General features: G+C 51.4%; 11 protein-coding genes, 13 tRNA genes and 3 rRNA genes. 1 reads left to right on the top strand and 26 read right to left on the bottom strand.

The genetic code is table 11. The annotated features are described in order from the left end of the window. Positions 1-17 precede the first annotated feature (17 nt). The 16 genes from MHH86_RS04105 to MHH86_RS04030 all read right to left on the bottom strand — a co-directional run bounded on the left by MHH86_RS04105 (position 18) and on the right by MHH86_RS04030 (position 6,193). Positions 18-94, bottom strand: a tRNA-Arg gene (locus tag MHH86_RS04105). Between the two features lie 10 nt (positions 95-104). After that, a tRNA-Gly gene (locus MHH86_RS04100) sits at positions 105-179 on the bottom strand. A 7-nt stretch (positions 180-186) separates the two neighbouring features. Further along, positions 187-271, bottom strand: a tRNA-Leu gene (locus MHH86_RS04095). A gap of 15 nt (positions 272-286) precedes the next feature. Further along, positions 287-362: transfer RNA gene (locus tag MHH86_RS04090), tRNA-Lys, on the bottom strand. A 7-nt stretch (positions 363-369) separates the two neighbouring features. Continuing rightward, a tRNA-Gln gene (locus MHH86_RS04085) sits at positions 370-444 on the bottom strand. Between the two features lie 16 nt (positions 445-460). Further along, positions 461-538: transfer RNA gene (locus MHH86_RS04080), tRNA-Asp, on the bottom strand. A gap of 25 nt (positions 539-563) precedes the next feature. Then, positions 564-640 (bottom strand) — tRNA-Met (locus MHH86_RS04075). Positions 641-711: 71 nt separating this feature from the next. Next, positions 712-788 (bottom strand) — tRNA-Met (locus MHH86_RS04070). Between the two features lie 15 nt (positions 789-803). After that, positions 804-879 (bottom strand) — tRNA-Val (locus MHH86_RS04065). Between the two features lie 6 nt (positions 880-885). After that, positions 886-957, bottom strand: a tRNA-Glu gene (locus tag MHH86_RS04060). Positions 958-973: 16 nt separating this feature from the next. Continuing rightward, positions 974-1,066: transfer RNA gene (locus tag MHH86_RS04055), tRNA-Ser, on the bottom strand. Between the two features lie 5 nt (positions 1,067-1,071). After that, a tRNA-Asn gene (locus tag MHH86_RS04050) sits at positions 1,072-1,147 on the bottom strand. A gap of 3 nt (positions 1,148-1,150) precedes the next feature. After that, positions 1,151-1,227: transfer RNA gene (locus MHH86_RS04045), tRNA-Ile, on the bottom strand. A 57-nt stretch (positions 1,228-1,284) separates the two neighbouring features. Continuing rightward, a 5S ribosomal RNA gene (gene rrf, locus MHH86_RS04040) occupies positions 1,285-1,401 on the bottom strand. A gap of 74 nt (positions 1,402-1,475) precedes the next feature. Further along, positions 1,476-4,401, bottom strand: a 23S ribosomal RNA gene (locus MHH86_RS04035). Between the two features lie 233 nt (positions 4,402-4,634). Then, positions 4,635-6,193: ribosomal RNA gene (locus MHH86_RS04030) — 16S ribosomal RNA — on the bottom strand. The 16S, 23S and 5S rRNA genes sit together here with 13 tRNA genes alongside, the layout of an rRNA operon. A 473-nt stretch (positions 6,194-6,666) precedes the next feature. Between MHH86_RS04030 and MHH86_RS04025 the strand changes: the two genes are divergently transcribed. Further along, on the top strand, positions 6,667-6,954 hold the full coding sequence (locus tag MHH86_RS04025; RefSeq protein ID WP_036684938.1) for a hypothetical protein: 288 nt from the start codon (positions 6,667-6,669) through the stop codon (positions 6,952-6,954). 44 nt (positions 6,955-6,998) lie between these two features. Here the strand turns inward: MHH86_RS04025 and MHH86_RS04020 are convergent, their stop codons facing one another. The 10 genes from MHH86_RS04020 to MHH86_RS03975 form a co-directional block, all read right to left on the bottom strand. After that, positions 6,999-9,746, bottom strand: a complete 2,748-nt coding sequence (locus MHH86_RS04020) for an alpha-mannosidase (protein WP_076215512.1) — start codon at positions 9,744-9,746, stop codon at positions 6,999-7,001. Between the two features lie 21 nt (positions 9,747-9,767). After that, the gene (locus MHH86_RS04015) at positions 9,768-12,929 is read right to left on the bottom strand and encodes an alpha-amylase family protein (protein ID WP_036684934.1); all 3,162 of its coding nucleotides are present in this window, start codon (positions 12,927-12,929) and stop codon (positions 9,768-9,770) included. Beyond that, positions 12,926-14,245, bottom strand: a complete 1,320-nt coding sequence (locus MHH86_RS04010; RefSeq protein ID WP_036684932.1) for a glycoside hydrolase family 125 protein — start codon at positions 14,243-14,245, stop codon at positions 12,926-12,928. Before MHH86_RS04010 ends, MHH86_RS04015 begins: the two co-directional genes overlap by 4 nt. Before the next feature lie 36 nt (positions 14,246-14,281). After that, the gene (locus MHH86_RS04005; RefSeq protein WP_036684930.1) at positions 14,282-17,440 is read right to left on the bottom strand and encodes an alpha-mannosidase; all 3,159 of its coding nucleotides are present in this window, start codon (positions 17,438-17,440) and stop codon (positions 14,282-14,284) included. 4 nt (positions 17,441-17,444) lie between these two features. After that, positions 17,445-19,739, bottom strand: a complete 2,295-nt coding sequence (locus MHH86_RS04000) for a glycoside hydrolase family 3 N-terminal domain-containing protein (RefSeq protein WP_036684929.1) — start codon at positions 19,737-19,739, stop codon at positions 17,445-17,447. After that, positions 19,736-20,659: a carbohydrate ABC transporter permease gene (locus tag MHH86_RS03995; RefSeq protein ID WP_036684927.1), complete on the bottom strand. Its 924-nt coding sequence runs from the start codon at positions 20,657-20,659 to the stop codon at positions 19,736-19,738. The genes MHH86_RS04000 and MHH86_RS03995 overlap by 4 nt, the downstream gene beginning before the upstream one ends. Positions 20,660-20,683: 24 nt before the next feature. Next, positions 20,684-21,613 carry an ABC transporter permease subunit gene (locus MHH86_RS03990; RefSeq protein WP_036684959.1) on the bottom strand — a complete coding sequence of 310 codons (930 nt, stop codon included), beginning with the start codon at positions 21,611-21,613 and terminating at the stop codon, positions 20,684-20,686. A 99-nt stretch (positions 21,614-21,712) separates the two neighbouring features. Next, a complete protein-coding gene (locus MHH86_RS03985; RefSeq protein WP_036684926.1) occupies positions 21,713-23,215 on the bottom strand; it encodes an ABC transporter substrate-binding protein in 1,503 nt (500 codons plus the stop codon). A gap of 175 nt (positions 23,216-23,390) precedes the next feature. Further along, positions 23,391-24,911, bottom strand: a complete 1,521-nt coding sequence (locus tag MHH86_RS03980) for a response regulator transcription factor (protein WP_076317145.1) — start codon at positions 24,909-24,911, stop codon at positions 23,391-23,393. Then, on the bottom strand, positions 24,904-26,727 hold the full coding sequence (locus tag MHH86_RS03975) for a sensor histidine kinase (RefSeq protein WP_036684922.1): 1,824 nt from the start codon (positions 26,725-26,727) through the stop codon (positions 24,904-24,906). The genes MHH86_RS03980 and MHH86_RS03975 overlap by 8 nt, the downstream gene beginning before the upstream one ends. Between the last annotated feature and the right edge of the window lie 31 nt (positions 26,728-26,758).

Raw genomic sequence — 26,758 nt, 5'->3', positions numbered from 1 at the left:
CTGCTTAGTAATAAAAATGGCGCGCCCTGAGAGATTCGAACTCCCGGCCTTTTGATTCGTAGTCAAACGCTCTATCCAGCTGAGCTAAGGGCGCAAAATCTATATGGAGCGGACGACGGGAATCGAACCCGCGACCCTCGCCTTGGCAAGGCGATGCTCTACCGCTGAGCCACGTCCGCAAAAACATGGTGCGCGTGAAGGGACTCGAACCCCCACGTCGTGAAACGCCAGATCCTAAGTCTGGTGCGTCTGCCAATTCCGCCACACGCGCACACTTTAAAGAAAATGGTGAGCCATGAAGGACTCGAACCTTCGACACCCTGATTAAAAGTCAGGTGCTCTACCAACTGAGCTAATGGCTCTCATAAATGGCTGGGGATATAGGATTTGAACCTATGCATGACGGAGTCAAAGTCCGTTGCCTTACCGCTTGGCTAATCCCCAATAATAATTAACTAAATGGCGGAACCGACGGGATTCGAACCCGCGATCTCCTGCGTGACAGGCAGGCATGTTAGGCCAACTACACCACGGTTCCATAGACATAATGCATAAGTGTAAATTGGTTGCGGGGGCAGGATTTGAACCTGCGGCCTTCGGGTTATGAGCCCGACGAGCTACCGGGCTGCTCCACCCCGCGTCATTAATAAGTATATACTATTCATTTTCACCATACCAGCTTATCCCTAAACATAATGTATAAGAGTAAATTGGTTGCGGGGGCAGGACTTGAACCTGCGACCTTCGGGTTATGAGCCCGACGAGCTACCGGGCTGCTCCACCCCGCGTCAGTGAAAATAATATGGTGGAGGCTGAGGGGATCGAACCCCCGACCCTCTGCTTGTAAGGCAGATGCTCTCCCAGCTGAGCTAAGCCTCCATGATATGACCCGTATGGGATTCGAACCCATGTTACCTCCGTGAAAGGGAGGTGTCTTAACCCCTTGACCAACGGGCCATGCTAATAATTTTTATGGCGGAGAGAGAGGGATTCGAACCCTCGAGACGCTTGTGGCGCCTACACGATTTCCAATCGTGCTCCTTCGGCCAAACTCGGACACCTCTCCATAAATGGCTCCCCGAACAGGACTCGAACCTGTGACAACTCGATTAACAGTCGAGTGCTCTACCAACTGAGCTATCAGGGAATATGGTGGGCCTTAGTGGACTCGAACCACCGACCTCACCCTTATCAGGGGTGCGCTCTAACCAGCTGAGCTAAAGGCCCTTCTAAGACATATTAATATTAAGGGCAAAAAAAATACCACGGGTAATGTGGTTGTCCGCTTGGCGGCGTCCTACTCTCCCAGGACCCTTCGGTCCAAGTACCATCGGCGCTGGAGGGCTTAACGGTCGTGTTCGGGATGGGTACGTGTGGAACCCCTCCGCTATCGCCACCAAACGGGCATTTACAGCGTAAATGCTCAGGCTTAATCGCCTGAAAACTGAATCCGAAACAAATCTGCATTCTAAGTATAGGATAAGCCCTCGACCGATTAGTATTGGTCAGCTCCATGCATTGCTGCACTTCCACCTCCAACCTATCTACCTCGTCGTCTTCAAGGGGTCTTACTAATTGGGAAATCTCATCTTGAGGGGGGCTTCACGCTTAGATGCTTTCAGCGCTTATCCCGTCCGTACGTAGCTACCCAGCCATGCTCCTGGCGGAACAACTGGTGCACCAGCGGTACGTCCATCCCGGTCCTCTCGTACTAAGGACAGCTCCTCTCAAATTTCCTGCGCCCACGACAGATAGGGACCGAACTGTCTCACGACGTTCTGAACCCAGCTCGCGTACCGCTTTAATGGGCGAACAGCCCAACCCTTGGGACCTACTTCAGCCCCAGGATGCGATGAGCCGACATCGAGGTGCCAAACCTCCCCGTCGATGTGGACTCTTGGGGGAGATAAGCCTGTTATCCCCAGGGTAGCTTTTATCCGTTGAGCGATGGCCCTTCCATGCGGTACCACCGGATCACTAAGTCCGACTTTCGTCCCTGCTCGACTTGTAGGTCTCGCAGTCAAGCTCCCTATGCCTTTGCACTCTGCGAATGATTTCCAACCATTCTGAGGGAACCTTGGAACGCCTCCGTTACTCTTTAGGAGGCGACCGCCCCAGTCAAACTGCCCGCCTGACACGGTCCCCGTACCCGATAAGGGTACTAGGTTAGAACCTAGATACGATCAGGGTGGTATCCCAACGGCGCCTCCACCGAAGCTTGCGCTCCGATTTCTACGGCTCCCACCTATCCTGTACAGATCGTACCCAAATTCAATATCAAGCTGCAGTAAAGCTCCATGGGGTCTTTCCGTCTTGTCGCGGGTAACCTGCATCTTCACAGGTATTAAAATTTCACCGGATCTCTCGTTGAGACAGCGCCCAAGTCGTTACGCCATTCGTGCGGGTCAGAATTTACCTGACAAGGAATTTCGCTACCTTAGGACCGTTATAGTTACGGCCGCCGTTTACTGGGGCTTCGGTTCATAGCTTCGGGTTACCCCTAACCACTCCCCTTAACCTTCCAGCACCGGGCAGGCGTCAGCCCGTATACTTCGCCTTGCGGCTTCGCACAGACCTGTGTTTTTGCTAAACAGTCGCTTGGGCCTTTTCACTGCGGCCCCCTCGTGCTATTCACACTACCGGGGCACCCCTTCTCCCGAAGTTACGGGGTCATTTTGCCGAGTTCCTTAACGAGAGTTCTTCCGCGCGCCTTAGAATTCTCTTCTCGCCTACCTGTGTCGGTTTGCGGTACGGGCACCTTCTCCTGGCTAGAGGCTTTTCTTGGCAGTGTGAGATCATGACCTTCGCTACTACAATTTTCGCTCCCCATCACAGCCTAGCCTTAATGATGTGCGGATTTGCCTACACATCAGCCTCACTGCTTAGACGGACATCCATCAGTCCGCGTCACTACCCTCCTGCGTCACCCCATCGCTCATAGCGGATTACGGTGGTACAGTAATTTCAAACTGTTGTCCTTCGACTACGCCTTTCGGCCTCGCCTTAGGTCCCGACTTACCCTGAGCGGACGAGCCTTCCTCAGGAAACCTTGGGCTTTCGGCGGATCAGATTCTCACTGATCTTTTCGTTACTCATACCGGCATTCTCACTTGTGTAGTGTCCAGCGCTCTTTTCAGTACACCTTCAACCCCTACACAACGCTCCCCTACCCCAGATACATACGTATCTAGCCATAGCTTCGGTGGTGTGTTTAGCCCCGTTACATTTTCGGCGCAGAGTCACTCGACCAGTGAGCTATTACGCACTCTTTCAATGGTGGCTGCTTCTAAGCCAACATCCTGGTTGTCTGTGCAACTCCACATCCTTTCCCACTTAACACACACTTGGGGACCTTAGCTGATGGTCTGGGCTGTTTCCCTTTTGACAATGGATCTTAGCACTCACTGTCTGACTCCCGGCAATAAGTATATGGCATTCGGAGTTTGACTGAGCTTGGTAATCCTTGCGGACCCCGCACCCAATCAGTGCTCTACCTCCACTACTCTTATACCGAGGCTAGCCCTAAAGCTATTTCGGGGAGAACCAGCTATCTCCGAGTTCGATTGGAATTTCTCCGCTACCCCCACCTCATCCCCGCACTTTTCAACGTACGTGGGTTCGGGCCTCCAGTGCGTGTTACCGCACCTTCACCCTGGACAGGGGTAGATCACACGGTTTCGGGTCTACGTCCACATACTAAGTCGCCCTATTCAGACTCGCTTTCGCTGCGGCTCCACCTTCTCGGCTTAACCTTGCATGTTAAACGTAACTCGCCGGTTCATTCTACAAAAGGCACGCCATCACCCATTAATAGGGCTCTGACTTTTTGTAAGCACACGGTTTCAGGTTCTATTTCACTCCCCTTCCGGGGTGCTTTTCACCTTTCCCTCACGGTACTGTTTCACTATCGGTCGCCAGGTAGTATTTAGCCTTAGCAGATGGTCCTGCTGGATTCATACGGGGTTTCACGTGCCCCGCACTACTCGGGATCCGTCTCGGAGAGAATACAGTTTAGGTTACAGGGCTTTTACCTCTATCGCGGGCCTTTCCAGACCTCTTCACCTACCATATTCCTTTGTAACTCCATGTGAGACGTCCCACAACCCCTAAGAGCAAGCTCTTAGGTTTAGGCTGTTCCGCGTTCGCTCGCCGCTACTGACGGAATCACTATTGTTTTCTCTTCCTCAGGGTACTTAGATGTTTCAGTTCCCCTGGTCTGCCTCTACATTTCCTATGTATTCAGAAATGAGTAACTGCGAATTACCACAGCTGGGTTTCCCCATTCGGACACCCCCGGATCAAAGCTTGCTTACAGCTCCCCGAGGCAGTTTCGTTGTTCGCCACGTCCTTCGTCGGCTCCTGGCGCCTAGGCATCCTCCGTGTGCTCTTATTAGCTTAACCTTGATTCTTCCGAAGAAAAATCTCACTAATAACATTTACTTGTTTACACAAGTTGCTAAAAGATGTTCTAAAACGCAAATTCGTTTCGGTATCCAGTTTTCAAGGATCAAGTCTTACTTGAGAGCTTAAACTCTCAAAACTGAGCAACGAGTGAGTAACAGGCCTAAACCTGAGATTGTGGAAGCTAAGCTTCCGATTTGAATGTCTTCATTGCAGAAGACGATTCTCCATAGAAAGGAGGTGATCCAGCCGCACCTTCCGATACGGCTACCTTGTTACGACTTCACCCCAATCATCTACCCCACCTTCGGCGGCTGGCTCCCTTGCGGGTTACCCCACCGACTTCGGGTGTTGTAAACTCTCGTGGTGTGACGGGCGGTGTGTACAAGACCCGGGAACGTATTCACCGCGGCATGCTGATCCGCGATTACTAGCAATTCCGACTTCATGCAGGCGAGTTGCAGCCTGCAATCCGAACTGAGACCGGCTTTGATGGGATTGGCTCCACCTCGCGGCTTCGCTTCCCGTTGTACCGGCCATTGTAGTACGTGTGTAGCCCAGGTCATAAGGGGCATGATGATTTGACGTCATCCCCACCTTCCTCCGGTTTGTCACCGGCAGTCACTCTAGAGTGCCCAGCATTACCTGCTGGCAACTAAAGTTAAGGGTTGCGCTCGTTGCGGGACTTAACCCAACATCTCACGACACGAGCTGACGACAACCATGCACCACCTGTCTCCTCTGTCCCAAAGGCCGCTGCTATCTCTAGCAGATTCAGAGGGATGTCAAGACCTGGTAAGGTTCTTCGCGTTGCTTCGAATTAAACCACATACTCCACTGCTTGTGCGGGTCCCCGTCAATTCCTTTGAGTTTCAGTCTTGCGACCGTACTCCCCAGGCGGAGTGCTTACTGTGTTAACTTCGGCACCAAGGGTATCGAAACCCCTAACACCTAGCACTCATCGTTTACGGCGTGGACTACCAGGGTATCTAATCCTGTTTGCTCCCCACGCTTTCGCGCCTCAGCGTCAGTTACAGCCCAGAAAGTCGCCTTCGCCACTGGTGTTCCTCCACATATCTACGCATTTCACCGCTACACGTGGAATTCCACTTTCCTCTTCTGTACTCAAGCCACCCAGTTTCCAGTGCGACCTCAGGTTGAGCCCAAGGTTTAAACACCAGACTTAAATAGCCGCCTGCGCGCGCGCTTTACGCCCAATAATTCCGGACAACGCTTGCCCCCTACGTATTACCGCGGCTGCTGGCACGTAGTTAGCCGGGGCTTTCTTCTCAGGTACCGTCACTCCGATAGCAGTTACTCTACCGGACGTTCTTCCCTGGCAACAGAGCTTTACGATCCGAAAACCTTCATCACTCACGCGGCGTTGCTCCGTCAGGCTTTCGCCCATTGCGGAAGATTCCCTACTGCTGCCTCCCGTAGGAGTCTGGGCCGTGTCTCAGTCCCAGTGTGGCCGTTCACCCTCTCAGGTCGGCTACGCATCGTCGCCTTGGTGGGCCCTTACCCCACCAACTAGCTAATGCGCCGCAGGCCCATCCCTCAGTGACAGATTGCTCCGTCTTTCATTCTTCTCTCAGGAGAAAAAGAAATTATCCGGTATTAGCTACCGTTTCCGGTAGTTATCCCAGTCTGAAGGGCAGGTTGCCTACGTGTTACTCACCCGTCCGCCGCTAAGTTATTTTGAAAGCAAGCTTTCAAAATAACTCCGCTCGACTTGCATGTATTAGGCACGCCGCCAGCGTTCGTCCTGAGCCAGGATCAAACTCTCCAATTAGTATTGAAAAGAGCGATATGCTCATTTTGAAACATCTGACGAGAAAATTAATTCTCTAATTTTGGATATCACTTGCGTGATTTCCTACTCACTCGTTGTTCAGTTTTCAAAGATCAAGTTCTCGTTGGCGCCGTTTAATGTCTCAGCAGCAACTCTTATACTATATCATGTTCAGCTATTTAATGTCAAGCTCTTTTTTCAATTTCTTTTTCGAGCTCGGCATGTGTATTTCTTGGCCGGACTTAGAATATATCATGTATAGAGATTCATTGCAAGCTTTATTTTAAAAAAACTAAACACATACTTTTCCGCAATTGTATCGCAACCGCATTCCCCTTTTCCGCGTCTATCTATTCAACATCAAAGTCCCCTTCATACATAGGTATCAACTCCATTATTTTTGGCAAAGAGGTGATTCATATAAAGACCTTGCATGATCTCTAGCTTCCCTCTAAAAGGAGGTTGGAGAATCAATGAGCAGAAGTGTGAAAAAGCAACCCGTGTGCAGCGACCAACAGAAACACGGTTCCTCATGGGCTAAAAAGCAAGCCAATAAAGCCGTCCGCCGCTCCCCTGGCGACATCCCTAAAGGGAAATGGTATCAGAAACTGTATAACAGCTGGAACATTTGCGACTACAGCTTTTACCAAACTAAACAGCAGGCGATTCATGAATGGGAAACAAACAACTGGATCCAGATGAGATTTCCCTCCCGCCAAGAGGCCATTCAAGATTGGCACAAGTCTTATAGAAGAAAGTAAATCAAAAGATGCCCCGGCAGGGAAGCGCCGGGGCATCTTTTTACCTAGAAGCTTAATTTCGCACCTACAGTTACAATCTCAGATGGACCTATCTCTAAGTGGTGAACCGAAGACGTTGCTCCTTGTAAAGCAGGGTTAAGCTGCTCTAAGATATTGCTTTTAAATAAATACTCTTGAGGACTGTTCACTTTCAGTTGCAGTTGTGTCTGCTGAGCGGACATATTGTACCAACGCAAAAACAAGTCGCCTGAAGTTCCGTTCATTTTCATGGATGAGAAGGCCATGTTGTCTCCTTCCCAAACCAATGGGGTATATCCAGATTTCAACTTCCCGCTATGCAGGCCGGTCTGACATACCGTCCAAGGGATCTGGAATTGATAGGCCTCTGTAAATGCCCGCTGTTCACTTCCCTCACCAGAATGAGGAATCAGCTCCAGTTGTGCTGTATATTCACCCAGGCACTGAGCTTCCGGAGTTGGGAACCAACCCCAATCCCCCAATTCCCCTACGCTGCGTAGCAGGGTGACGGCAATAGTATTGCGTCCATCCCGCAGAACCTCATATTCGTTCAATCCCTGGTTGGCTACCGTAAGTCCTACATCGCCATTGCTGACATCCACAAAGGATTGCTGATGTTGAGTGTTGCTCGGATTTGCCCATTCTGGTGCCGGATTATTGTCCCTCGTAGCCACTTCGAACATAGAATCTACACGATGCACATCGGTAGACAGATCGGTAGGGAACAGCATTCGCACCCGGTGATCCTTGGCTTGGTTATTAATTGTGGATTCAATATGCACACCTTTGCCTTCCCGCTCCAGCGAAACGACGGTACGAAGCTTCAAAACCACCGTATTTACACTCCGCTGCGCTTTACGCTCAGGATAATACACAAGTGCACGCTGTTCCGCCTCCAAGGTGTCATCCGCCGAAGCCGGAATCTCCCAGTCTATTCGGATCTCAATGGCCGCACGGAAGGGAGAGTCTTCAATCACCTTAATGACTCCAGGCTGGCCTTTGGTCGTCAGCGCTTGTTCACCTTCTGGCTGCTTGTACATGTATTCATTGCCTACGTCTCCGGTATTCTCGTAAATCCCCAACTCACGATAAGTGGTACCGCTATGCTTATCCAATAACGTAAATGAACCATCCTCAGCAACAACTACCTTGAGAGATGCATTCTCCAAGCTGCGCTCTCCTTCTATTAAAGAGCTTCCCTGAGCGGATTCCGTAGTTGATTGTACCCAAGCGTAAGTACAGAGTCCAAGTGCAGGCACATTGCGGGCTTCAAAAGTAAGTCTCACCTTGCGGCACATATACGGCTGGCGGAATTGGTCATCAGGCAGATCATAACCAAAGCTTAAACCTAGATCTTCCACTGTAGACGCTAATTCCTCCCCTGTGTGATCGACGAGAATCCGGCCGGACAAATCAACAGCCAACATTCTGCGGGCGGTCTCATCCAACGGATAACCCTCGCGCAGATATAACCGTTCAGCATCCAGCTCTATAGTCACCGTTCCCGTACGCTTCCACCCCGTGGTATTCATCACTACAAAAGGAACTGCATCTTCCCCGTAGGCGGAAAAGCCCGAAGTCTCCACTTGATCTGCGATAAACTTAGCACTGTCATCTATGATGCTTTCGGCAACATGCCGGCTTTTATCAAAACGCGTTACCATCTCACGATGCACTTCATCCACACTACAACCACAGATACTGTCATGCGGATGGTTCTGCATCAGCGTCTTCCAGGCATAGGTGAATAGATGATGTGGGTAGTCCTGTCCGGACAGGCGGGCGATGGAGGCCAGCGGCTCGGCTACTTTTTCCAATAGAGTCTGGCCCAGCTGGTTCATCTGCTTCAAATAAACCCGGGCTGAGGCTGTGTTCACCAAGGTGCCCCATCCGTCTGTACGCTGGCTGCGCAGTTCCCCGGTAACGGTGGAGAGCTCCCGCTGACCCGAAGATAATTGCTGATCCAAGTCTTGCAGATAGTCCGGGAAATTCGAATGCACGAACTTCACTTCAGGGTATAGCTTTTCGGCGGTGCGGATAGCTTCCGGCAAATCCAATTGCAGAGGCTGGTGGTCGCACCCGTTCATGAACAATAACTCCCCCGTTGAAGCAAACTTCTCTGCATCCGCAAGCTTACGGTCCCAGAATTCCCGGGCCGCACCTTCCTCTACAGGAACTTCATTGCCGTTAGAATACCAGTTGGCAAATAGGATACCGAGAATTTTGGATCCATCCGGTCCTTCCCAGATCAGCTCGGAGAAAGAGGACTCATAACCCGCATCCGATACAGTGTTGTTAAATCCCGTAGGCTTCACCCCGCGTCCAAAAAAAGCATTCGTAATCCCTGACTGCAACATCAGCTGCGGAGTCTGTCCGACCAAGCCAAAGGTATCGGGAAAATAACCGATTTTGGAAGGCTCGCCGTATTTCTCGGCATCCTGATGGCCGATCTGCATATTCCGCACATTTGCCTCACCGCTCGTCAGGAACGCATCCTGCAAAATGTACCAAGGTCCAATCAAGATTCGCCCATCCCGGATATACTGCTCCAGCTTCTCTTTGTTCTCTGGCCGAACCTGAAGATAATCCTCCAGAATAATGGTTTGCCCATCGAGGTAAAAACTGCGGAAGGCGGAATCTCCGTCCAGCTTGGCAAGCAGTGCATCCACCAGCTGAACCAGACGGACGTGGTGTTTCTCATACGGCAAATACCATTCACGGTCCCAGTGAGTATGGGACACGATATGGGCTGTTTTGGTTGTTGTGTGGGTCATCTGTGTGTACACCTCAGTTCTTCAGCATTTATTAAGCGTAATGTTAACCTCTTCAGGTCTATAGACAGCTACCAGCTTGCCCGCTGAATCAGCTGCAAACAACACCGAACGTTCCTTCTCCAGTAAAAATGAGTAATGAGCTCCAGTTGCAGGATCTTTTACTTCAAGTTCGGCATCCCAGGCGTATTCAGATACGAAGATATACAATGAACCTTCTGCAAAAGCAAGCTTTCGCCCGTACACACCTGGCAGGTCTCCACCGCTGATCCATTCCAGCTCGGTTTCGATACCTGCGGCTTGTGCAGCATATTGGTAGAGCGCGGCGATTGGCTCGTCGCGGTCATTCAGTTCTAAAGGTAGCGGGCACCAGATCAGGCGACCTGTGCCAATCTGGCGTTCGATGAGGTGATCACCTACACCTCCTGAGCTAGACGAATCAACATCTGCATTTGCTGGCGTTTCTTTGACTAGCTCCGCGATTCGCTTCTGTCCGTAGGAGACGGCAAACTTGCGTCCGTTCAATAGAAGCTGCTCCTCACGGCGCATGTTGCCAAGTTTACGGACTCCTACTATTGCGTCCATACGATCCGAAGGCTGCCAGTATGCATCTACACCCAATGCTCCAGTAATGAGCAGAACGGCACCTGTACGCTCCACTATGTCCAGCAAGTGCTGAAGGGCGTCATTATCCAGATTGTGCACACTTGGCAGGAGAATCAACTTAGCCGGCTCTGCCTCCAGCGGAGCCAGATCGTATTCCGATACGGCGCGGAAAGGCAAATGAAGCTGATAAGATAAGATCCGTGTCAGGCGGGTAGTCGCATCATAGGCAAGCTTCCGGTTCGAGAAATCATTAGAGTAAGGGAAAACCACGGCAATCTCTTCCAGCTTCCGCCCGTCAAATAACCCCCCGGCTTCGCCGATGAACCGCCCAAAATCATAAGACACATCCGCTTCCGGCTTCTCAGTCCCATCGGCCCGCAGCGCACCGATCTGCGATTCATTGGCATTATCCATATAAAAGTTCGTGTTCCAGATCCATTGCACAGCCCCGGCACCTCCAGAAGCAAACGCATAGGCATATTTGCGCTCCAGCATGGCCCGCAATTCTTCCTCACTGCGTTTAGCCCGTCCGTCTGGCGTCTCCACATACATGATGCCGGTCTCCTGGATGAGGTTCGGTTTGTGATGGGTTTTGGCAAAAATCCCATCCCAAAGCAGATTGTCATTCAACCACCAGCTGTGAACAGTGGTGTAATCGACATCGCGCTCATAAAAGAACGGCGATGGCCGCTGGGCACCCAAAGCCTCATCCTGCCCTACAGTCACTAAATGATCTGGGCAGAGTTCCTTGATAGTGCCGCTAAGCTCCCTTGCCCATACGTTGTGCATGTCCATGGAGAACAGGCAGTAGTCGAGCCAACGCGTGCCGCGCTTCCCGGAATGAATATCCTGCACACTGAAGTTAATCTCTTCTTGCTCAGGAGGTTGTGCAGCCGCAAAATCCGGCAATTCCAGCGGCGTCATATTCCAGCGCTCTTGCAGCGAAGTTATATCACCATGGCGTTCCTCCAGCCAAGCAGAGAAAGCAGCGCGTTCATATTTATCTCGCGCCGAGCTCGGTCCGTCCGAGAAAATCCGCGGCGGATCAAACATTGACGGTTCATTGATCAGATCCCAATCGACATGGGTTGTCGTGCGATGCCGGGCGACGATGGAGCGGATGAACCGTTTTTGCGCTTCTACACTGCGCGGATCGAGATAAGGATTCGTCCCTTCCCAAGTCTCCGGCGTAAAGGAGAAGAACGTAAAGGTAACTTGCAGCCCATGCCGCTTCGCAGTCAGTAGAAAAGCATCAATCGCCCGCAGCACTTCTTCCGAGGCATGGCCGTCTACCTGCATAATATTGCGGTAGGCTGTCCAGATGCCGGTACGAATCCAGTTGATGCCTGCCTTCCGCATCTGTGCCATATCCCGATCCCAGACATCAGCATTTGGCAGGAATAGAAACTTCCGCGCTACGTCAGAGGTCATATAAGTCATGCCGACAACAGGTAAAGGCTGACCGTCTTTGATAAAATAATCTCTTCCAGCCTTAATCGCTTCCCCCTGCGATAACAGGTCCACGTCATATCCCCAGAAGCCTTGACGCAACATCCGCACTTCGCCTTCTTCAGAAACAGCATGGCAAGAAAGATGATACAGGCCAGGTTGAATTTCTACAGCAAGCGGTACACGCAGGAAGTTCAGCTCGCGACTGACCTCAAGCTTGCACTCGTGAGTAAAACATGGGATAGACTCCCCGTCTTTGCTCAGAGTGATGTTCAGGGTCCACTGCGCTGATGTCGGTGACGATTGGCTGCGGCTTAGCCGCTGGCCCTGCATAAACAGCAGCGGCCGCTCGCCTTCTTCATAAGAAGCATAGTTAGGCTTCAGCCACAGCTCTGTTACACCCCGAGCGGCAAAAGTTGCCCAGCGGGTTAATGCTTCCGTGCCGCCTTGATTCCAGAAGTCAGGCGTAAGCGGTTGGCCGATGAAGATCCAGCGGCCACCGGCAAAAGGCCCGCCGATATGCTCCCACAGCACAGCTGGAGCTGAAACTTCCCGCCCGGCGGCGGTAATGCCCTTAAGCAGCGGATAAATCCGCGTGTCCATAGGTCCACTGGAACCCATCTGCTCCGGCAGGTCACTGCTTTTAGTGACATGCGGCACCAGGTTCCAGGTATCCGCCAGAGCCAGCAGCTGCTCATCACCTACGAAGAGCGGAATGTCTCTAAGCGCAACATGCTGCTGTATGCGATCTGTGCTGCTCACACGCAGCGCTTCATGGATATGCAGCTGGCGGTGATAGGCAGTCTGCTCAGCTTCGATCCGCCACTCTTCAGCGACTAGGCGGACTGGATGCTTAAACGGGGCACCCCCAATGCTGATCAAGCTGCCGCCTCTGCTCAAATAAGCGACGATGGAAGGCCAAGCCTCCTTCGGGAAGTATGGAGCATGGAAGCTAACGAAGCAGTCCCCGGCCTTGGCGCTGTCCAGCGTTTCGGCCAGCTGTTCTGCATGAACAGGAGAGTCAGTATGATGTAATCCTATGGACTGTGCCTGTTCTGTGGTCAGTCCGCCCGCTGCGGTATACCCGGGAAAAGACGGGTCCGCGAACAGGATGATACGGCCCCCGCTCACAGAATACCTTCCTTCATCGCCCGATAGACAAGCTGCGAAAATAAGCTGTTAGACCATGCAAACCAGCTGCGGGTAAATACACTAGGATCATCTACATGGAAACCTTCATGCATATATCCGGTTCCGGCATCCGTACTTTCCAGCATCGCAATCAGTTCCAGCTTCTCTTCGGCAGTCTGAGCCGTAATGCCCTGCATGGACAACGCCATGTGCCAGATATAGTTCTCCGGAGTGTGCGGGCTGCCGATCCCTTTGGCAGCTGTGCCTTCGTAATAGAACGGATTTTCTTTGCTCAACGCGAAACGTCTGGTGTTCTGGTAGATGGGATCATCCGCCGAAGCGTAACCCAGATACGGAATGGAGATCAGTCCGGGCGTTCCCGCATCATCCATCAGGCAGTAATTGCCGAAGCCATCGGTCTCATAAGCATAAATCGGACCAAACTCCGGATGGCGATAAATGCCGTAGAGTTTGATGCCATGATCCACTTCAAATTCCAACTCTTTAAGTTCAGCCAGGAAGTCTAGGTCGCGGAAGACCCACTCCGCGAATTCCTGCATCTGGCGCAGCGCGACAACAGCGAACATATTGCCAGGAATGTTGTAGTGGAAATCACAGGCATCATCGCTGGACCGGAAGCCCGACCAGATCATTCCGGTATAGTTCACCGGCATGCCGAGACCGCTATTGCGCAGAGAATCTTCCGGAATGCCGTTATTGCGGCTGAACCGGTACGGAGACTGCTCGAAATGCCGCTGCTCTCTTTTGAACAAATCGAAGATCTGGCGCATGGCCGACTTGAACCCCGCGTCGAAGAAATCAGTCAGACCCGTCTCTTTCCAATAGGTATAAGCGAGGCGTACGACAAAACATAACGAATCAATCTCAAATTTACGCTCCCACACCCATGGCGACATCTCGGTCACATCCGTAGTGTTCCAGTGCCAGTCATTGGCCAACTCATTAAATGCATTGGCGTAAGGATCGATATGAATATACTGAATATGGCGTTTGATAAGACCTCCGATAATGCGCTGGAGATCGGGATCGTTTTTGGCCAGAGGCACGTATTGAATTACCTGCTCCACTGAATCACGCAGCCAGGAGGCCGGAATATCGCCGGTAATCACAAAGGTGGTTCCGTCATCCAGCAGTTTAGTCGTCGTCTCCAGCGTATTCGGAAAACAATTCTTGAACAGTTGCAACAGCTTCGGGCGATGTGCCAGCTTCTCCTCTGCTTCGGCAAGCACTTCTTGTACAGCCTGCGGCAGCGGTAGCTGGGGCATTGCTATTTTGGGTAATCGGAATTGTTCCAAGTGAGTTATGCTCCTTTGCATCTGTGATGTGATTATTTAACTTCTGATGTAGATTGTTTTGATCTCGTAAGGGGCAAAGTGAAGTTCCAGTTCACCACCAGCCGTGTGTTCGATCAGTTCCAGCTGCTCTTCCAGAGCATTGGACAGGTAGACGCTCTGAACCGGATGCTGCCATTTGAGCTGAACCCGCTCGCGGCCTCCCGAGGATTCGTAGAAACGCAGAACAGTCCCCTGCCCATCCTCGGATGGCTTGATCGTATCCAGCACCACATGCTCACCGGAGAATCCGATAAATGAGCCCGTTGGCGGCAGCTGCCCCTGTGTTGATGAAGCGGCAAAAGTATACAGCTCATGATTTAGCTCTGCTGCACGGCGAACAGTATGAGCCTCCTGCCAATCCCCACGGTGCGGATATAGCGAATAGGTGAAGTCATGCTCGCCGAGATCCGCAGTAGCATCCGGCCATTTCGGCGCGCGCAGGAGCGACAAACGAATGGTGCTGCCTTGGATGTCATAGCCGTATTTGCAATCATTCAGCAGACTGACACCATATCCGCGTTCGGATACATCGGCAAAACGGTGCCCGCAAACCTCATATTGCGCCTGCTCCCAGCTGGTGTTGCGGTGGGTCGGACGTTCCAGCGCACCAAAAGGTATCTCGTAAGTCGCTTTATCCGCCACAACATCAATCGGAAACCCTACCTTAAGCAGCTTATGGGCTTCGTTCCAGCTTACATGCGTCTGGAAATCAATCCGGGGATTATGGTGATGTAGAATCATATCCTGAGTAATCTCCGATTTGCCCAGCTTCCAGCGGAAGCGCAAAATATCCTGCAACGCACCAGTGCGGATCACTGCCTTTTCTATAAGTTCAGCCTCCCCGGCGGGTTGGGCTTCATAACGGTTGTCAATGTCCCAGGCATCCCAAAGCGTGGGACGGTCGTGGAAAAAGTGGAAGCGATTCGCCGGCTCACCGGATTTTACGATCTCCCGGTTTCCTTTTTTATCAAAAAGACTGGTGATTTCTCCCCGCTCGTTAAAGGTAATACGATAATAGTCCGTCTCCCAACGGTCGCCGAAGGGAACAGCTCCTACAGCTGTTTGATTATGTTCAGCAGCGGCAGATTCTGCATGACTTTCATCGGATGTGTTCTGAGACAGATCACGAATCCAGATCGTTTTGTAGCCAAAGGCTGGAATCTCCGGAACGAGAACCGAGACACCAGAAACTGCTGCCTCCTCCGTCAGGACATCTGCTTCCAGCAGTACGTTATCCTCGCCATACACCGCAAAGTTTCCGCAGGCGGCTCCTTCTTCGCTGAGAGCAAGTTCGACCACGGCATCACGCGTCCAACCCAAACTATTAAAAACAATGTAAGGTGTGCCCTCGCCTGATGTGTTAATGTTCCCCGCCAATGCCGCAAGCCCCGGCTGAAGCGCAACACGACCAAGCTCAAACACCTCTGCGTATTCCTTCTCCGAGGTCTCGTAAGCTTCGGTAATCGCCGAGCCCGGAATAATATCATGGAACTGGTTCAACAAAATCAGCTTCCAGCCCTGATGCAGCTGCCCGGCAACTACGGCGCGTTGCTCTGTGTCCAGCTGCGGCGAAGCTAGTGTCTGCCACAGCTCCGCTTCACGGTACAACACTTCCGCCTTGCGGTTGTTCCGCTTGTTGCGGCCGTGCGTAGTGTAGGTGCCGCGGTGCAGCTCCAGATACAGATCGCCCCGCCACTGCGGCAGCTGCGGCTGACTGCGCGTAATACCTGCGAAGAAATCCGCGGCATTACTGTATTTACTCTCCGGCTGGCCGACCATTAGCTCGGCACGCTGGATATATTCCAGCATCTCGCGGGTGACCCCGCCGCCGCCGTCACCATGCCCATAGAGCAGCATCTGCTCGTTATGTTTATCTTTTTCGCGGAAGGACTGATAGTGTTCATGAACATCTTTGGGCAGCGTATTCTCATTCACCCCATGATTCAGGTAAGACAACATCGGCGTGCCGTCAATGCCGACCCAATGGAACAGATCGTAAGGGAAGACATTAGTGTCATTCCAGCCCAGCTTGGTGGTCATAAAATATTTGATTCCACCATGCTGCAGAATCTGCGGCAGAGAGGCGCAGTAGCCGAAGGTATCCGGCAGCCACTCAATCTGCGAGGTGCGCCCGAACTCTTCCAGATAAAAGCGTTGGCCATACAGCATTTGCCGCATCAGCGATTCTCCGCTCGGAATGTTCAGATCCGGTTCGATCCACATTCCACCGACCAGTTCCCAGCGTCCTTCACGGATGCGCGTCTTGACCTTCTCATAGAGTACCGGGTCATTGTCTTTCAAATATTCGAACAGCAGCGGCTGGCTCTGCGCATATTGATAGTCAGGATATTCGTCCATCAGGGCATTCACCGTCGAGAACGTCCGGCTAGTCTTGCGCACGGTCTCGCGCGCAGGCCACAGCCAAGCAATATCGATATGGGACTGGCCCACCATGTGGATTGTTCCTTCGGCATGACCGCCGATCTCCCCGACTCTGCCCCGCAGCTTCTGCTCGATTCGCGTAATCTCACCACCATCGCGGATCTCCTGCGTGGTAAGGCCAACGAATTCATCCATCGCCACATACAAAGCTTCCAGCATCCGGTTACGGCGCTGGTCCTGCTCAGGCAGCAGAATTGCCGAATCGCGAATCACTACTGCCGTGTACATTAGACTCTGCACAGGTCTGTTCACCAGCACCAGCTGGCTGTGGATCAGCCGAATCGGCGGCTGGATCACCGCCTGTTGATTTAATGGGTCCACCGGCTCGGGGACCGGATCGAAGAGTTCGATTTCCAGTTCCAACGGACGGCCAGAAGGATCACCTGTCAGGGTCACAAAGGTATGATTGCGGTCGAGTCCTTGCCGCGATTCACCGTTCACCCGCAGCAGCCCTTCCCCACCTGAAGCAAAAATCAGTCCGATGTGGCCCGGCAGCCAGTTAGCCGGAATCTCCAAAGTACGGCGGAAGAAATAGGTCGTTCCTTGCACACTCGGGAAGAGATCATAATTGCTGGCGTCCTTGTAAGGCTGCAGCTTGTCATACTGTCCCGGCAATTGATACACCGAGGACATAATCTCCCAATCGCGCAATTCCTCCACCTCTAACCATTGCTGCTCGGAGAGCTCGCGGATGAAGCGTTTAATGCGTTCCATGTCTTTACCCCCTCACCGTCAAATCGGTGCTCAGTGTATCATTCACATGCTTACCCACCAGCACTTTAAAGGCTCCTGGCTCTACAACAGGTCTTAAATCCGGTCCGATATATTGCAATTGCTCCGGTCCTACCGTGAACAACACGGTTTGCTTCTCACCCGGAGCCAACTTGATTTTGTCAAAAGCCTTCAATTCCCTGGCGGGACGGGTGACCTTACTGGCGACATCGGAAATGTACAGTTGCACCACCTCTGCGCCCTCACGGTCTCCTGTATTCTGAACGTCCACGGAAACTGTAGCCGTCTCCCCAGCCGTAATTACTTCTGGTTCTACCTTTAAGCCGGAGTACGTAAATTCGGTGTAGCTAAGCCCGAAGCCGAACGGATACTGAGGCTGGGAATCGGCCTCCAGATATCTTTTGCCACGGGAACGTTTGCCGTTGTAATAGACCGGGAGCTGGCCCACATGCTTCGGCACAGATACAGTCAACTTCCCGGAAGGGTTCACATCGCCGAACAGGATATCCGCAACAGCGTGTCCGCCTTCTTGGCCTGGATACCAGGCTTCCAGAATGGCATGTGCATGCTCGTCAATCCAAGGCTCGCTCACCGGACGGCCGTTAATATAAACGACGATCACAGGTTTGCCGAGCTGATGAACCTGCTGGATCAGTTCCAGCTGCACTCCCGACAGGGTCAACGACACCCGGTCAATGCCTTCGCCGCAGTCCATATCATTCCAGGCATTCTCCGTCACCTTGGACGCGCCTGTCTTGAGATCGATACTGCCTTCCCCGAAATCGCGTGCACTGGAGCCGCCGACGACCATAACAACGGTATCGGCCTGCTCTGCACAAGCGAGCGCGGCTTCAAAACCTTCGCGCGAATCGCCTTTGATCCGGCATCCCGGTGCATAGAGCACCCGCTCCGGCTCTGCAGCCAGCTTGCTGCGGATGCCGCTGAGTACGGTCGCTACCTTAGCCGGAGGCTGTGGCGAGGTGTAGTCGCCGAGCTGGTTGTACCCGGCATCGGCGTTAGGGCCAATGACGGCGATCGTGCCGGCCGTCTTGGATAATGGCAGCACACCTGCTTCATTTTTCAGCAGGATGATGCTCTCGCCCGCCACTTGCCGGGCCAGCTCTTGATGCGCCTTGCTGCCGATGACGCGTTCAGCCGCATCAGGATCAGCATATGGCTGCTCGAACAGGCCCAGCCTGAATTTGAGCGTCAGCACACGGCGGACCGCACGATCCAGCAGTGCCGGGTCCAGCTTGCCATCACGGACGGCAGCCACCAGGTATTTGCCGTACATTTCCCCGGACATCTCCATGTCGATGCCGGCTTCCATTGACTGCACTGCTGCATCCATGCCATCTTCAGCTACATCATGGCCAGAGGCCAGCATCTCTATAGCTCCGCAATCGGTAATGATTAGACCCTCAAACCCCCATGCTTCGCGGAGTATATCCTCTAGTAGTTCTGTATTTGTCGTGCAAGGCACGCCGTCTATTTCGTTATAAGCAGGCATAATGGAGACTGCACCCGCTTCGACCGCTTTTTTGAAGGGCAGCAGATCCACTTCCAGCAGTTCACGCCAGCCCATGTGCACAGGCCCGGCATTCCGGCCGCCTTCTGAGCTGCCGTATCCCACAAAATGCTTCAGCGTAGCCCCCACGCTGCCGCCGCTCTGCAAGGATTCCCCCTGCAGACCTTCAACGGCCGCAACCGCCATCTCGCTGATCAGGTAAGCGTCCTCGCCGAAGCACTCCTCGGTGCGGCCCCAGCGGGGATCACGCACCACATCCAGCACCGGCGAATACGTAACCGCGCCGCCCTGACTGCGTGTCTCCAGCGCTACGGCGCGGCAGACCTCACGATACAGCTCCACATTCCAGGAGCTGCCGAGCGACAGGGGCACCGGGAATACGGTGGCCCCGATCGCCATGTGACCATGCGAGCATTCCTCGCCGATCAATACCGGAATGCCCAGCCGCGAATGCTCCAGCACATACCGCTGGAGCGTATTCACCGCTTCCGCACCTTCACGCGGAGACAGGCCAGTGGCCAGCGTCACACCGGTCCACGGGTCAGCGCGCAACATCCCGTAAAGCGAGCCCACGCCGCCCCCCGCAACCTTCTCCTTGAAGCTTTCTGTCAAGGTCATCTTACCGTCTCTATGTTCATAGGCCTGCCAGCCAAAAGGCTGAATCAGCTGGCCGGCCTTCTCTTCCAAAGTCATCAGTCCGAGCAGATGCTCCGCCCGTTCTTCAGCAGGTAAATTCGGGTTTGTATAACTCATTCTTTAACAGCCCCTACAGTAAGACCTTGAATGAAATAACGCTGGAAGAACGGATAAGCAAAAATAATCGGCCCTGTCGCCAGCACCACCATCGCCATCCGCGATGTATCCTGCGGCATGGAGCGAAGAGCTTCCAGACTGAGCGAACTGTTCTGGGAGTTCTGCAAAATAAACTGCATACTGGTCTCGATCCGCATCAGCATCGATTGCAGCGGGACTAAATTCGGGTTGTCGATGTACAGCAGCGCATTGAACCAGTCATTCCAATAGCCGAGGGTGCTGAACAAGGCAATCGTAGCCAGACCGGGCAGTGATAAAGGCAACACCAATTTCAGGAAGATACGGAACTCGCCCGCCCCGTCGATTTTGCCGGATTCGATTATGGCATCAGGCACACTCGTGCTGTAGAAGGTGCGCAGAATCATAATGTAAAAAGCATTCACCGCCAGCGGCAAAATCAGCGCCCAGATCGTATCCTTCAGGCTTAGAAACTGCGTAACGATAATATAAGTCGGCACAAGTCCACCGTTGAACAGCATGGTAAAAAACGCGAAGAACGAGAAAAAATTGCGGTAACGGAAGCTTTTCCGGGAAATGGCATACGCATAAAAAGCGATAAACAAAAGGCTGATGATCGTCCCGATCACCGTTACAAAAATCGTCACACCATAGGAACGCAGCAGCATATCTCCGGATTCAAACACATAACGGTATGCGCCGAGACTCCATTTTGCCGGAATCAGCTTATAGCCATCCCGCGCCAGCGCCACCTCATCGGTGAAGGAGATGATCACGACGAACAGAAACGGAAACACGCACAGAAACGCAAAGATGCCGGCTATCAGATTAAAAGTGATATTCCAGGGCGTTGAGAGATGGTGGAAATCACGTTCTTTTTTAGTCTTAGTAATGGAAGACATATGGCCCACTCCTTTCATGAGGTTCTAGAACAAAGCGCTATCCTTGTTGTATTTGCGGACAATATAGTTGGAGGTCATGACTAGCGTAAAGCCGACAACCGATTGATACAGACCTGCGGCAGTGCTCATACCAATCTCACCTGTTGTTTTGAGGCCTTGATAGACATAGGTATCAATAACATTCGTGACACTGTAGAGCGTACCGGAATTACGAGGCACCTGATAAAAGAGACCGAAGTCGGCGTAGAAGATTTTACCGATGGCCAGCAGGGTCATGATCGTAATAATTGGACTCAGCAACGGCAGTGTAATATTGCGAATCTGTTGGAACTTACTAGCTCCGTCGATCATCGCCGCTTCATACAGCGACTTGTCGATCCCCATAATAGCTGCGAGATAAACTACGCTGTTGTAACCAACCGCTTTCCACAGATAGACTAAGATCAGGATGAACGGCCAATAGGCTTTTTCCGAATACCACTGAATTGACTCTGCGCCAAAAAAGCCCATGATCTGGTTCAGCATCCCACGTTCGGAGCTCAGGAAACTAAATGCAAAATAGCCGACCACGACCCATGACAGGAAGTAGGGCAGGAACATGCCGGTCTGATACACTTTGGCCAGCTTCTTGTTCACAATCTCGGACAGCACAATCGCCATCAGAACCGACAAGATCAAGCCAAGCAGGATAAACGCTCCATTGTAGAGCAAGGTGTTGCGGGTAATGATGTACGCGTCATTGGTGGTAAACAAAAACTTGAAGTTGTCTAGCCCCACCCATTTGCTGTTGATAATACTCGCCCAGAAGCCGTCGCGGCTAAAGCGGTATTCCTTGAAAGCAATAATCGTTCCTATCATCGGCAGGTAAGAGAAAAAGAGAAACCAAAGCGCACCTGGTAAAACCATGAGCAGCATAATCTTGTTATTCATAATATTTTTTATAAATCCGCTGATTGTCTTCACACTTAGATCCCTCCTGTATGTCCTTATATTTCAAAAAAAGACCGGGTCAGAGGCCACGCCCCTGCCCCGATCTTCTCTTACGTTGATGTTTTACTTGTTGTTGGACGCTTTCCAGGCATCAATTTGCGATTGCGCTTCAGCGATAATTTTGTCCAAACCAGCTGCCTTGAATTTCTCAATAGCTTTCGGTAGATACTCGTCAGGATCAACGGTTCCAGTCATCAGTGGTGACCAGTATTCTTCTTTTACGTTCTGAACCGCAGCGATTTCAGTGGTCACCTTAGAAGTGTCGAAGTTAAAACCAAGCAGCGGTGCATTTACACCGGATTCATTAAACTTTTTGAACTCTTCCCATTTGTTCTCAGGGTCACCCTCGTTCAAATAGTTGATCATGATATTGCCCAGCGAGAAGGTTGGCATGTCATAGTTCTTGGATTCATCCAGGTTCTTCATGGAATTCTCACCGGTCTTCTCGTAGTGCACGCCTTCGATTCCGGAGTCAATCATGTTGCGAAGCACCGGATCGGTGTTAAGCAGGTTCAGGAACTCCATCGCTTTCTCCGGATATGCGGAGTTAGCCGAGATGGCTTGCATCGAACCCATAACGGACCAGTTGTAGATGTAAGGTTTGCCAGCTGGCGTGGAAACTACAGGATAGCCGTAGCTTGCCGACCACAGATTGTCCGCCATCGGCTGGGTAGCCGCGCGATCCATGAACCAGTTCGAAGATTTATATAGATCATCCACCGAAGTTGTAGTTGCTACTTCCGGCGAGATATAACCTGCCTTGTAATATTTGCGAACGGTTTCAAGAGTGCTTTTGAGTTCTGGGGATTCCAGAATGTTCACGATCTTGTAATCCTTCGTGTCCATATAAACAGCCATTGGCATCTTTTCAATGATGTAGTCGAACGGCAGCACTGGCATGAAATCCTTCACCATAGCGTAAGGCGTGATGCCCGGTTCATTCTCTTTAATCGTCTTCAGCAGTGGTTCAATGCTTTCCATTGTGTTCACCCCGGAAATGTCGAGGTTATATTTGTCGAGCAGCTCTTTATTGAAGCGCCAAACTTCTTGCGCCGGAAGCTCTTTGTTGGCAGGAACGGCATAATTATGTCCATCTACCTTGGAACCTTCCAGGAACGCCGGATCAATCGTGTCTACGATGCCTTTTCCATATTCATTAAGCAGGCTGTCCAATTCCATAAAAGCGCCTTTGCGGGCATTTTGCACATAATCGAACGCCCAAGAGCACGTAAAGAGAATGTCCATGGGTTCACCAGCGGCTACTTTGACCTGCATTTTTTGTGTATAATCACCAAAATCAATCATATTCATCTTCAGGGTGACATTTATCTTCTCTTTAGTGTACTTATTGACTTCTTCCACGACACGGTCCAGATCCTTCTGCGGTCCGCCGATCGTGTACCAGATCAGTTCGACTGGTTTCTCGGATGATGCACCGTCGCCGCCCGCTCCTGAACTGTTAGTTGCCGCGTTGTTTGAATCGCCGCCACATGCGCTGAGCGCAAGCGAGAATGCCATAAGTGATGTCAGTAACAGGGAAAACCTTTTTCTTTTGTTGTTGCCCATTCCTGTATAACCTCCCCTTTGTTTACCTCAAGATCGCTGGCCTAATCCGGAATTAAACCAGCAGCTTTCTCCTTCAAGGACTATCTTTACTGTAATTTATGAAAGCATTTTCAAACAGAAGATAAACTAAATAAATCATGTAGAAAATAAAGAAAAAGCTTGCAGCGGGGGTCCGCTAGACAAGCCCTTTGTACTCCGTAGGAGATATCCCGACATGCTTCTTAAATTGTTTGTAAAAATATCCGGTCTCCCAATAGCCTACTTTGAGAGCGATTTCATGAACTTTAAGTGAGGTAATCCGCAGCAGCTCCTTTGCCTTCTCAATCCGGTATTTATTGATATATTCGGTGAATGACTCATTCACCTCTTTATGGAACAGCTGTCCCAAATACACCGGGTGAATATGGTATTGGGCACCGAGGGTCTTCAGTGACACATCTTCATTGTAGGACTCATGGATATAATTCAGCACCTGCTGCACGACTGGACTCTTTACGTCCCGAACTAAGGCGTCTACCGTAATGGTAGCGGCTTCCTGAATAATCTGAGTCAGTTCATTTATGGAAACTGTGGAGCGAATGAGGCCAAAACCGTCTGCAAAAAGCTCCGGTTCTTCCACATGGCGGATCTCCTGCAGCTGCATCTTGAAGCGGATCAACCATTCCATAGCAATGCCTTGCAGCAGCACAGGTGTAATCCCCTCCATCCGCCGCAGCTGCTCAAAATGATCCTGAATCCGCACCAGCAGCGCTTCCTTATCCTTCGCCATAATCAGCTTGAGATCATCTTCCCAATTCAGCGGCATACCTTGGACGGCAACCTCATGCCTGTCCTGAACTTCCTCATAATGCAGCAGATTCCGCTCTGGAAACAGCATGAAATATTCCTGAGTCATCTTTGCATGGGCATAACTCTGAGCCGCAGCCTCCTCCATCTCCTCCACCGTTCCTACGGAGAGACGCATTGGCGGACCGCCAGTTAGGGATAACAGCAGCTGCGCATGAAGCCTCTCCACCGCTTCTTTGCCCTGCTGATACTCACTAAGCAGATGCAGCAGCACGGTATCTCCATCCATATCCCGGAATGCAATCAAAGACGGGTTACCGCCTACAACCTCTTCCACCGCTTGGAATAGCTCGGCAGCGTCCTGTTCAGGGCGAAGCAGAGCTACCTGCACCAGCGGCTTATCTAGTCTAAGTCCCAGAAAATCAGTCCGTTCGCTGAATTCCTTCGGCCCAATCTGGCACCGCAGCCAACGGTACATCACATTATCGCGCAGAATGGAAATACTATGCGCATTGAATTGACTCTCTTGGCGGGAGACACCCAGCTTCTCGGCGGCAGTTACTAATGTTGCCCGGAACTCTTGCAAATTAATAGGCTTGAGCAGATAATTTTCAATGCCGAGCGCCATTCCCTCCTTAAGATATCCAAATTCATCATAACCACTGAGGATAACAACTTTGATCTCCGGTTGAATCTCCCGCACAGCCCGGATCAGATCCAGTCCGTTCATCAGCGGCATGGAAATATCCGTAATCAGAATATCCGCTGGGACAAACCGCAACGACTCCAGCGCTTCCTGGCCGTTCTCGGCGTGGCCGACAATCTCCATCCCCAGTGCTGCCCAATCCACAATGTCATATAATCCTTCGATAATAAAAGGCTCGTCGTCCACAATGAATATTTTATACATGGTTTGGATCATCCTCTCCCAGATCGGGAAAATACACAGTCACGGTTGTGCCGGTACCCGCTTCGCTTTGTAATTCAATGCCATACTCACTGCCATAAAGCAGCTTCAAACGTTCATGAATACTGCGCAGGCCGAATGATTCCGATTGTTCATCTGGCTGCAAAAGACCTTCTTTGAGCTGGACCAATCTGTCCGGGGCAATCCCCCGCCCATTGTCTGTAACTACCGCACGCAAATATTTGCCATCCTTGGCCACAGCCACACTGATGTGATTATCATTCTTGTCCACGCGCATCCCATGCAGAATGTAGTTTTCAATGATGGGCTGCAGCGACATTTTGAGTACAACTCTTCCGGTAAGCTCTTTCCCGCATTCCATTGTATAAGAGAATTTATCCTTATAACGGATGCGGAACAGCTCCAGATATAAACGGCAGGCCTCTAGTTCATCCTTCATCGTATGCTTGGGTTTCTGGTGAACATAGCTTTTGAACAACACCGACAAGCTGTAGATCATCTCCCCGACATCTGAAGCTCCTTGAGAGATGGCCCTCATCCGGATCACCTCTAAGGTATTGTAGAGAAAATGTGGGTTTACCCTGGCTTCAAGCGCGGCAATTTCGGTATGTTTTTGCTTGATTTCAGCCTTGAACACACGGTCTATATGAAGATTCAGCTCATCCAGCATGTCGTTGAAGCTCTTGGAGATCTGCCCCAGCTCGTCTTCTCTGACATCGGTAATCCGGGCATCCAGGTCACCGTTTTTCACTTTGCGGGTGAACTTGATAATTTTATGAGTCCGTCTGGCAAAATTATTGATAAATAAAGTGGGCGTAATAATCGCAAACAACAGGCAGATCAAGCAGATAATGAAGATCATGTTCCGCAATCCCCTATAGGTGGCGGCTAATTCCTGCTTAGGCACAGCACTCAACACAGTAAATCCGCCTTGGGTATGAGTCTGCTTAGTAATGATCATCCCGCCAACTTCTTCACCATCTGTATAGGCGGAATTCATCTGCTCGGGATAAGGATAGCGCTTTCCATAATAAGTGCCCGAGGTATCAAATAACACATCCCCATCCGCTGCCAGCACCAGAATCTTTCCCTTGAAGTCATCCTTATAATTGCCCATACTCCCCCAGACCTCGCTGGCATCAAAATAGACTAGAAGCTGACCAATGTTGCGCAGTGATATCTTGTTATTGACCGGGGTACGAACCGTAAACATCGGCCCCTCCGGAGATGAGATTGCCTGACTGACCCAAGTGTTTGGAGCGGTGACACTGCCTTCCTCCTCCAGATACAGCGCATCCGGTACAAAAGAATGGGCTGCATTAGTGGAAATAATCTGAAATTTGCCTTGGTCGTTATAGACATACAACTGCTGCTCAGCTGCACTGTAGAGCATTAAACTGCGGATATCAGGATCATCTTCAACTTGATTGCGAAAAAACTGCACGGTATCCGTCGTAGCATTACTTTCGTTGAAATACCGGTCCAGCCGGTACCTCACGTAATCTTCATACGGGTGCTCCAGCAAATACGACGTATTAGCAGTCAGCTCCGTGTCCCGGTACACGTCCCGCATCATAGACTGTACAGAGTCATATTTCTGCTCAATATAGCTGTTGATGCTCTCCACGGTACGTTTCTGAATCTCCATCTGCCGCTGCACTACGGCCTGAGACATGAGCAAGAACATCAGGTAAGAGAAGGTGATAATGGTGACCACGGCAATGACTGAGAAGAGCAGGATGATTTTCATAAACAGATTATTCTTCAGATACTTTCTGTACAATTTCCCCGGAAACATCAGCAACCTCCTACAGCAGGGGGGAAGCCTA

It is taken from the genome of Paenibacillus sp. FSL F4-0097, assembly GCF_038593125.1.
Taxonomy (GTDB): Bacteria; Bacillota; Bacilli; order Paenibacillales; family Paenibacillaceae; genus Paenibacillus_AQ; species Paenibacillus_AQ odorifer.
Note: the sequence above shows the minus strand (reverse complement) of the source record. Positions and strands in the feature narration are given on the sequence as shown.

Excerpts from the sequence above, each read along its gene's own strand:
- MHH86_RS04025 (WP_036684938.1), top strand. The coding sequence starts at position 6,667 with ATGAGCAGAAGTGTGAAAAAGCAACCCGTGTGCAGCGACCAACAGAAA.
- MHH86_RS04020 (WP_076215512.1), bottom strand. The coding sequence starts at position 9,746 with ATGACCCACACAACAACCAAAACAGCCCATATCGTGTCCCATACTCAC.
- MHH86_RS04005 (WP_036684930.1), bottom strand. The coding sequence starts at position 17,440 with ATGGAACGCATTAAACGCTTCATCCGCGAGCTCTCCGAGCAGCAATGG.
- MHH86_RS04000 (WP_036684929.1), bottom strand. The coding sequence starts at position 19,739 with ATGAGTTATACAAACCCGAATTTACCTGCTGAAGAACGGGCGGAGCAT.
- MHH86_RS03995 (WP_036684927.1), bottom strand. The coding sequence starts at position 20,659 with ATGTCTTCCATTACTAAGACTAAAAAAGAACGTGATTTCCACCATCTC.
- MHH86_RS03985 (WP_036684926.1), bottom strand. The coding sequence starts at position 23,215 with ATGGGCAACAACAAAAGAAAAAGGTTTTCCCTGTTACTGACATCACTT.
- MHH86_RS03980 (WP_076317145.1), bottom strand. The coding sequence starts at position 24,911 with ATGTATAAAATATTCATTGTGGACGACGAGCCTTTTATTATCGAAGGA.
- MHH86_RS03975 (WP_036684922.1), bottom strand. The coding sequence starts at position 26,727 with ATGTTTCCGGGGAAATTGTACAGAAAGTATCTGAAGAATAATCTGTTT.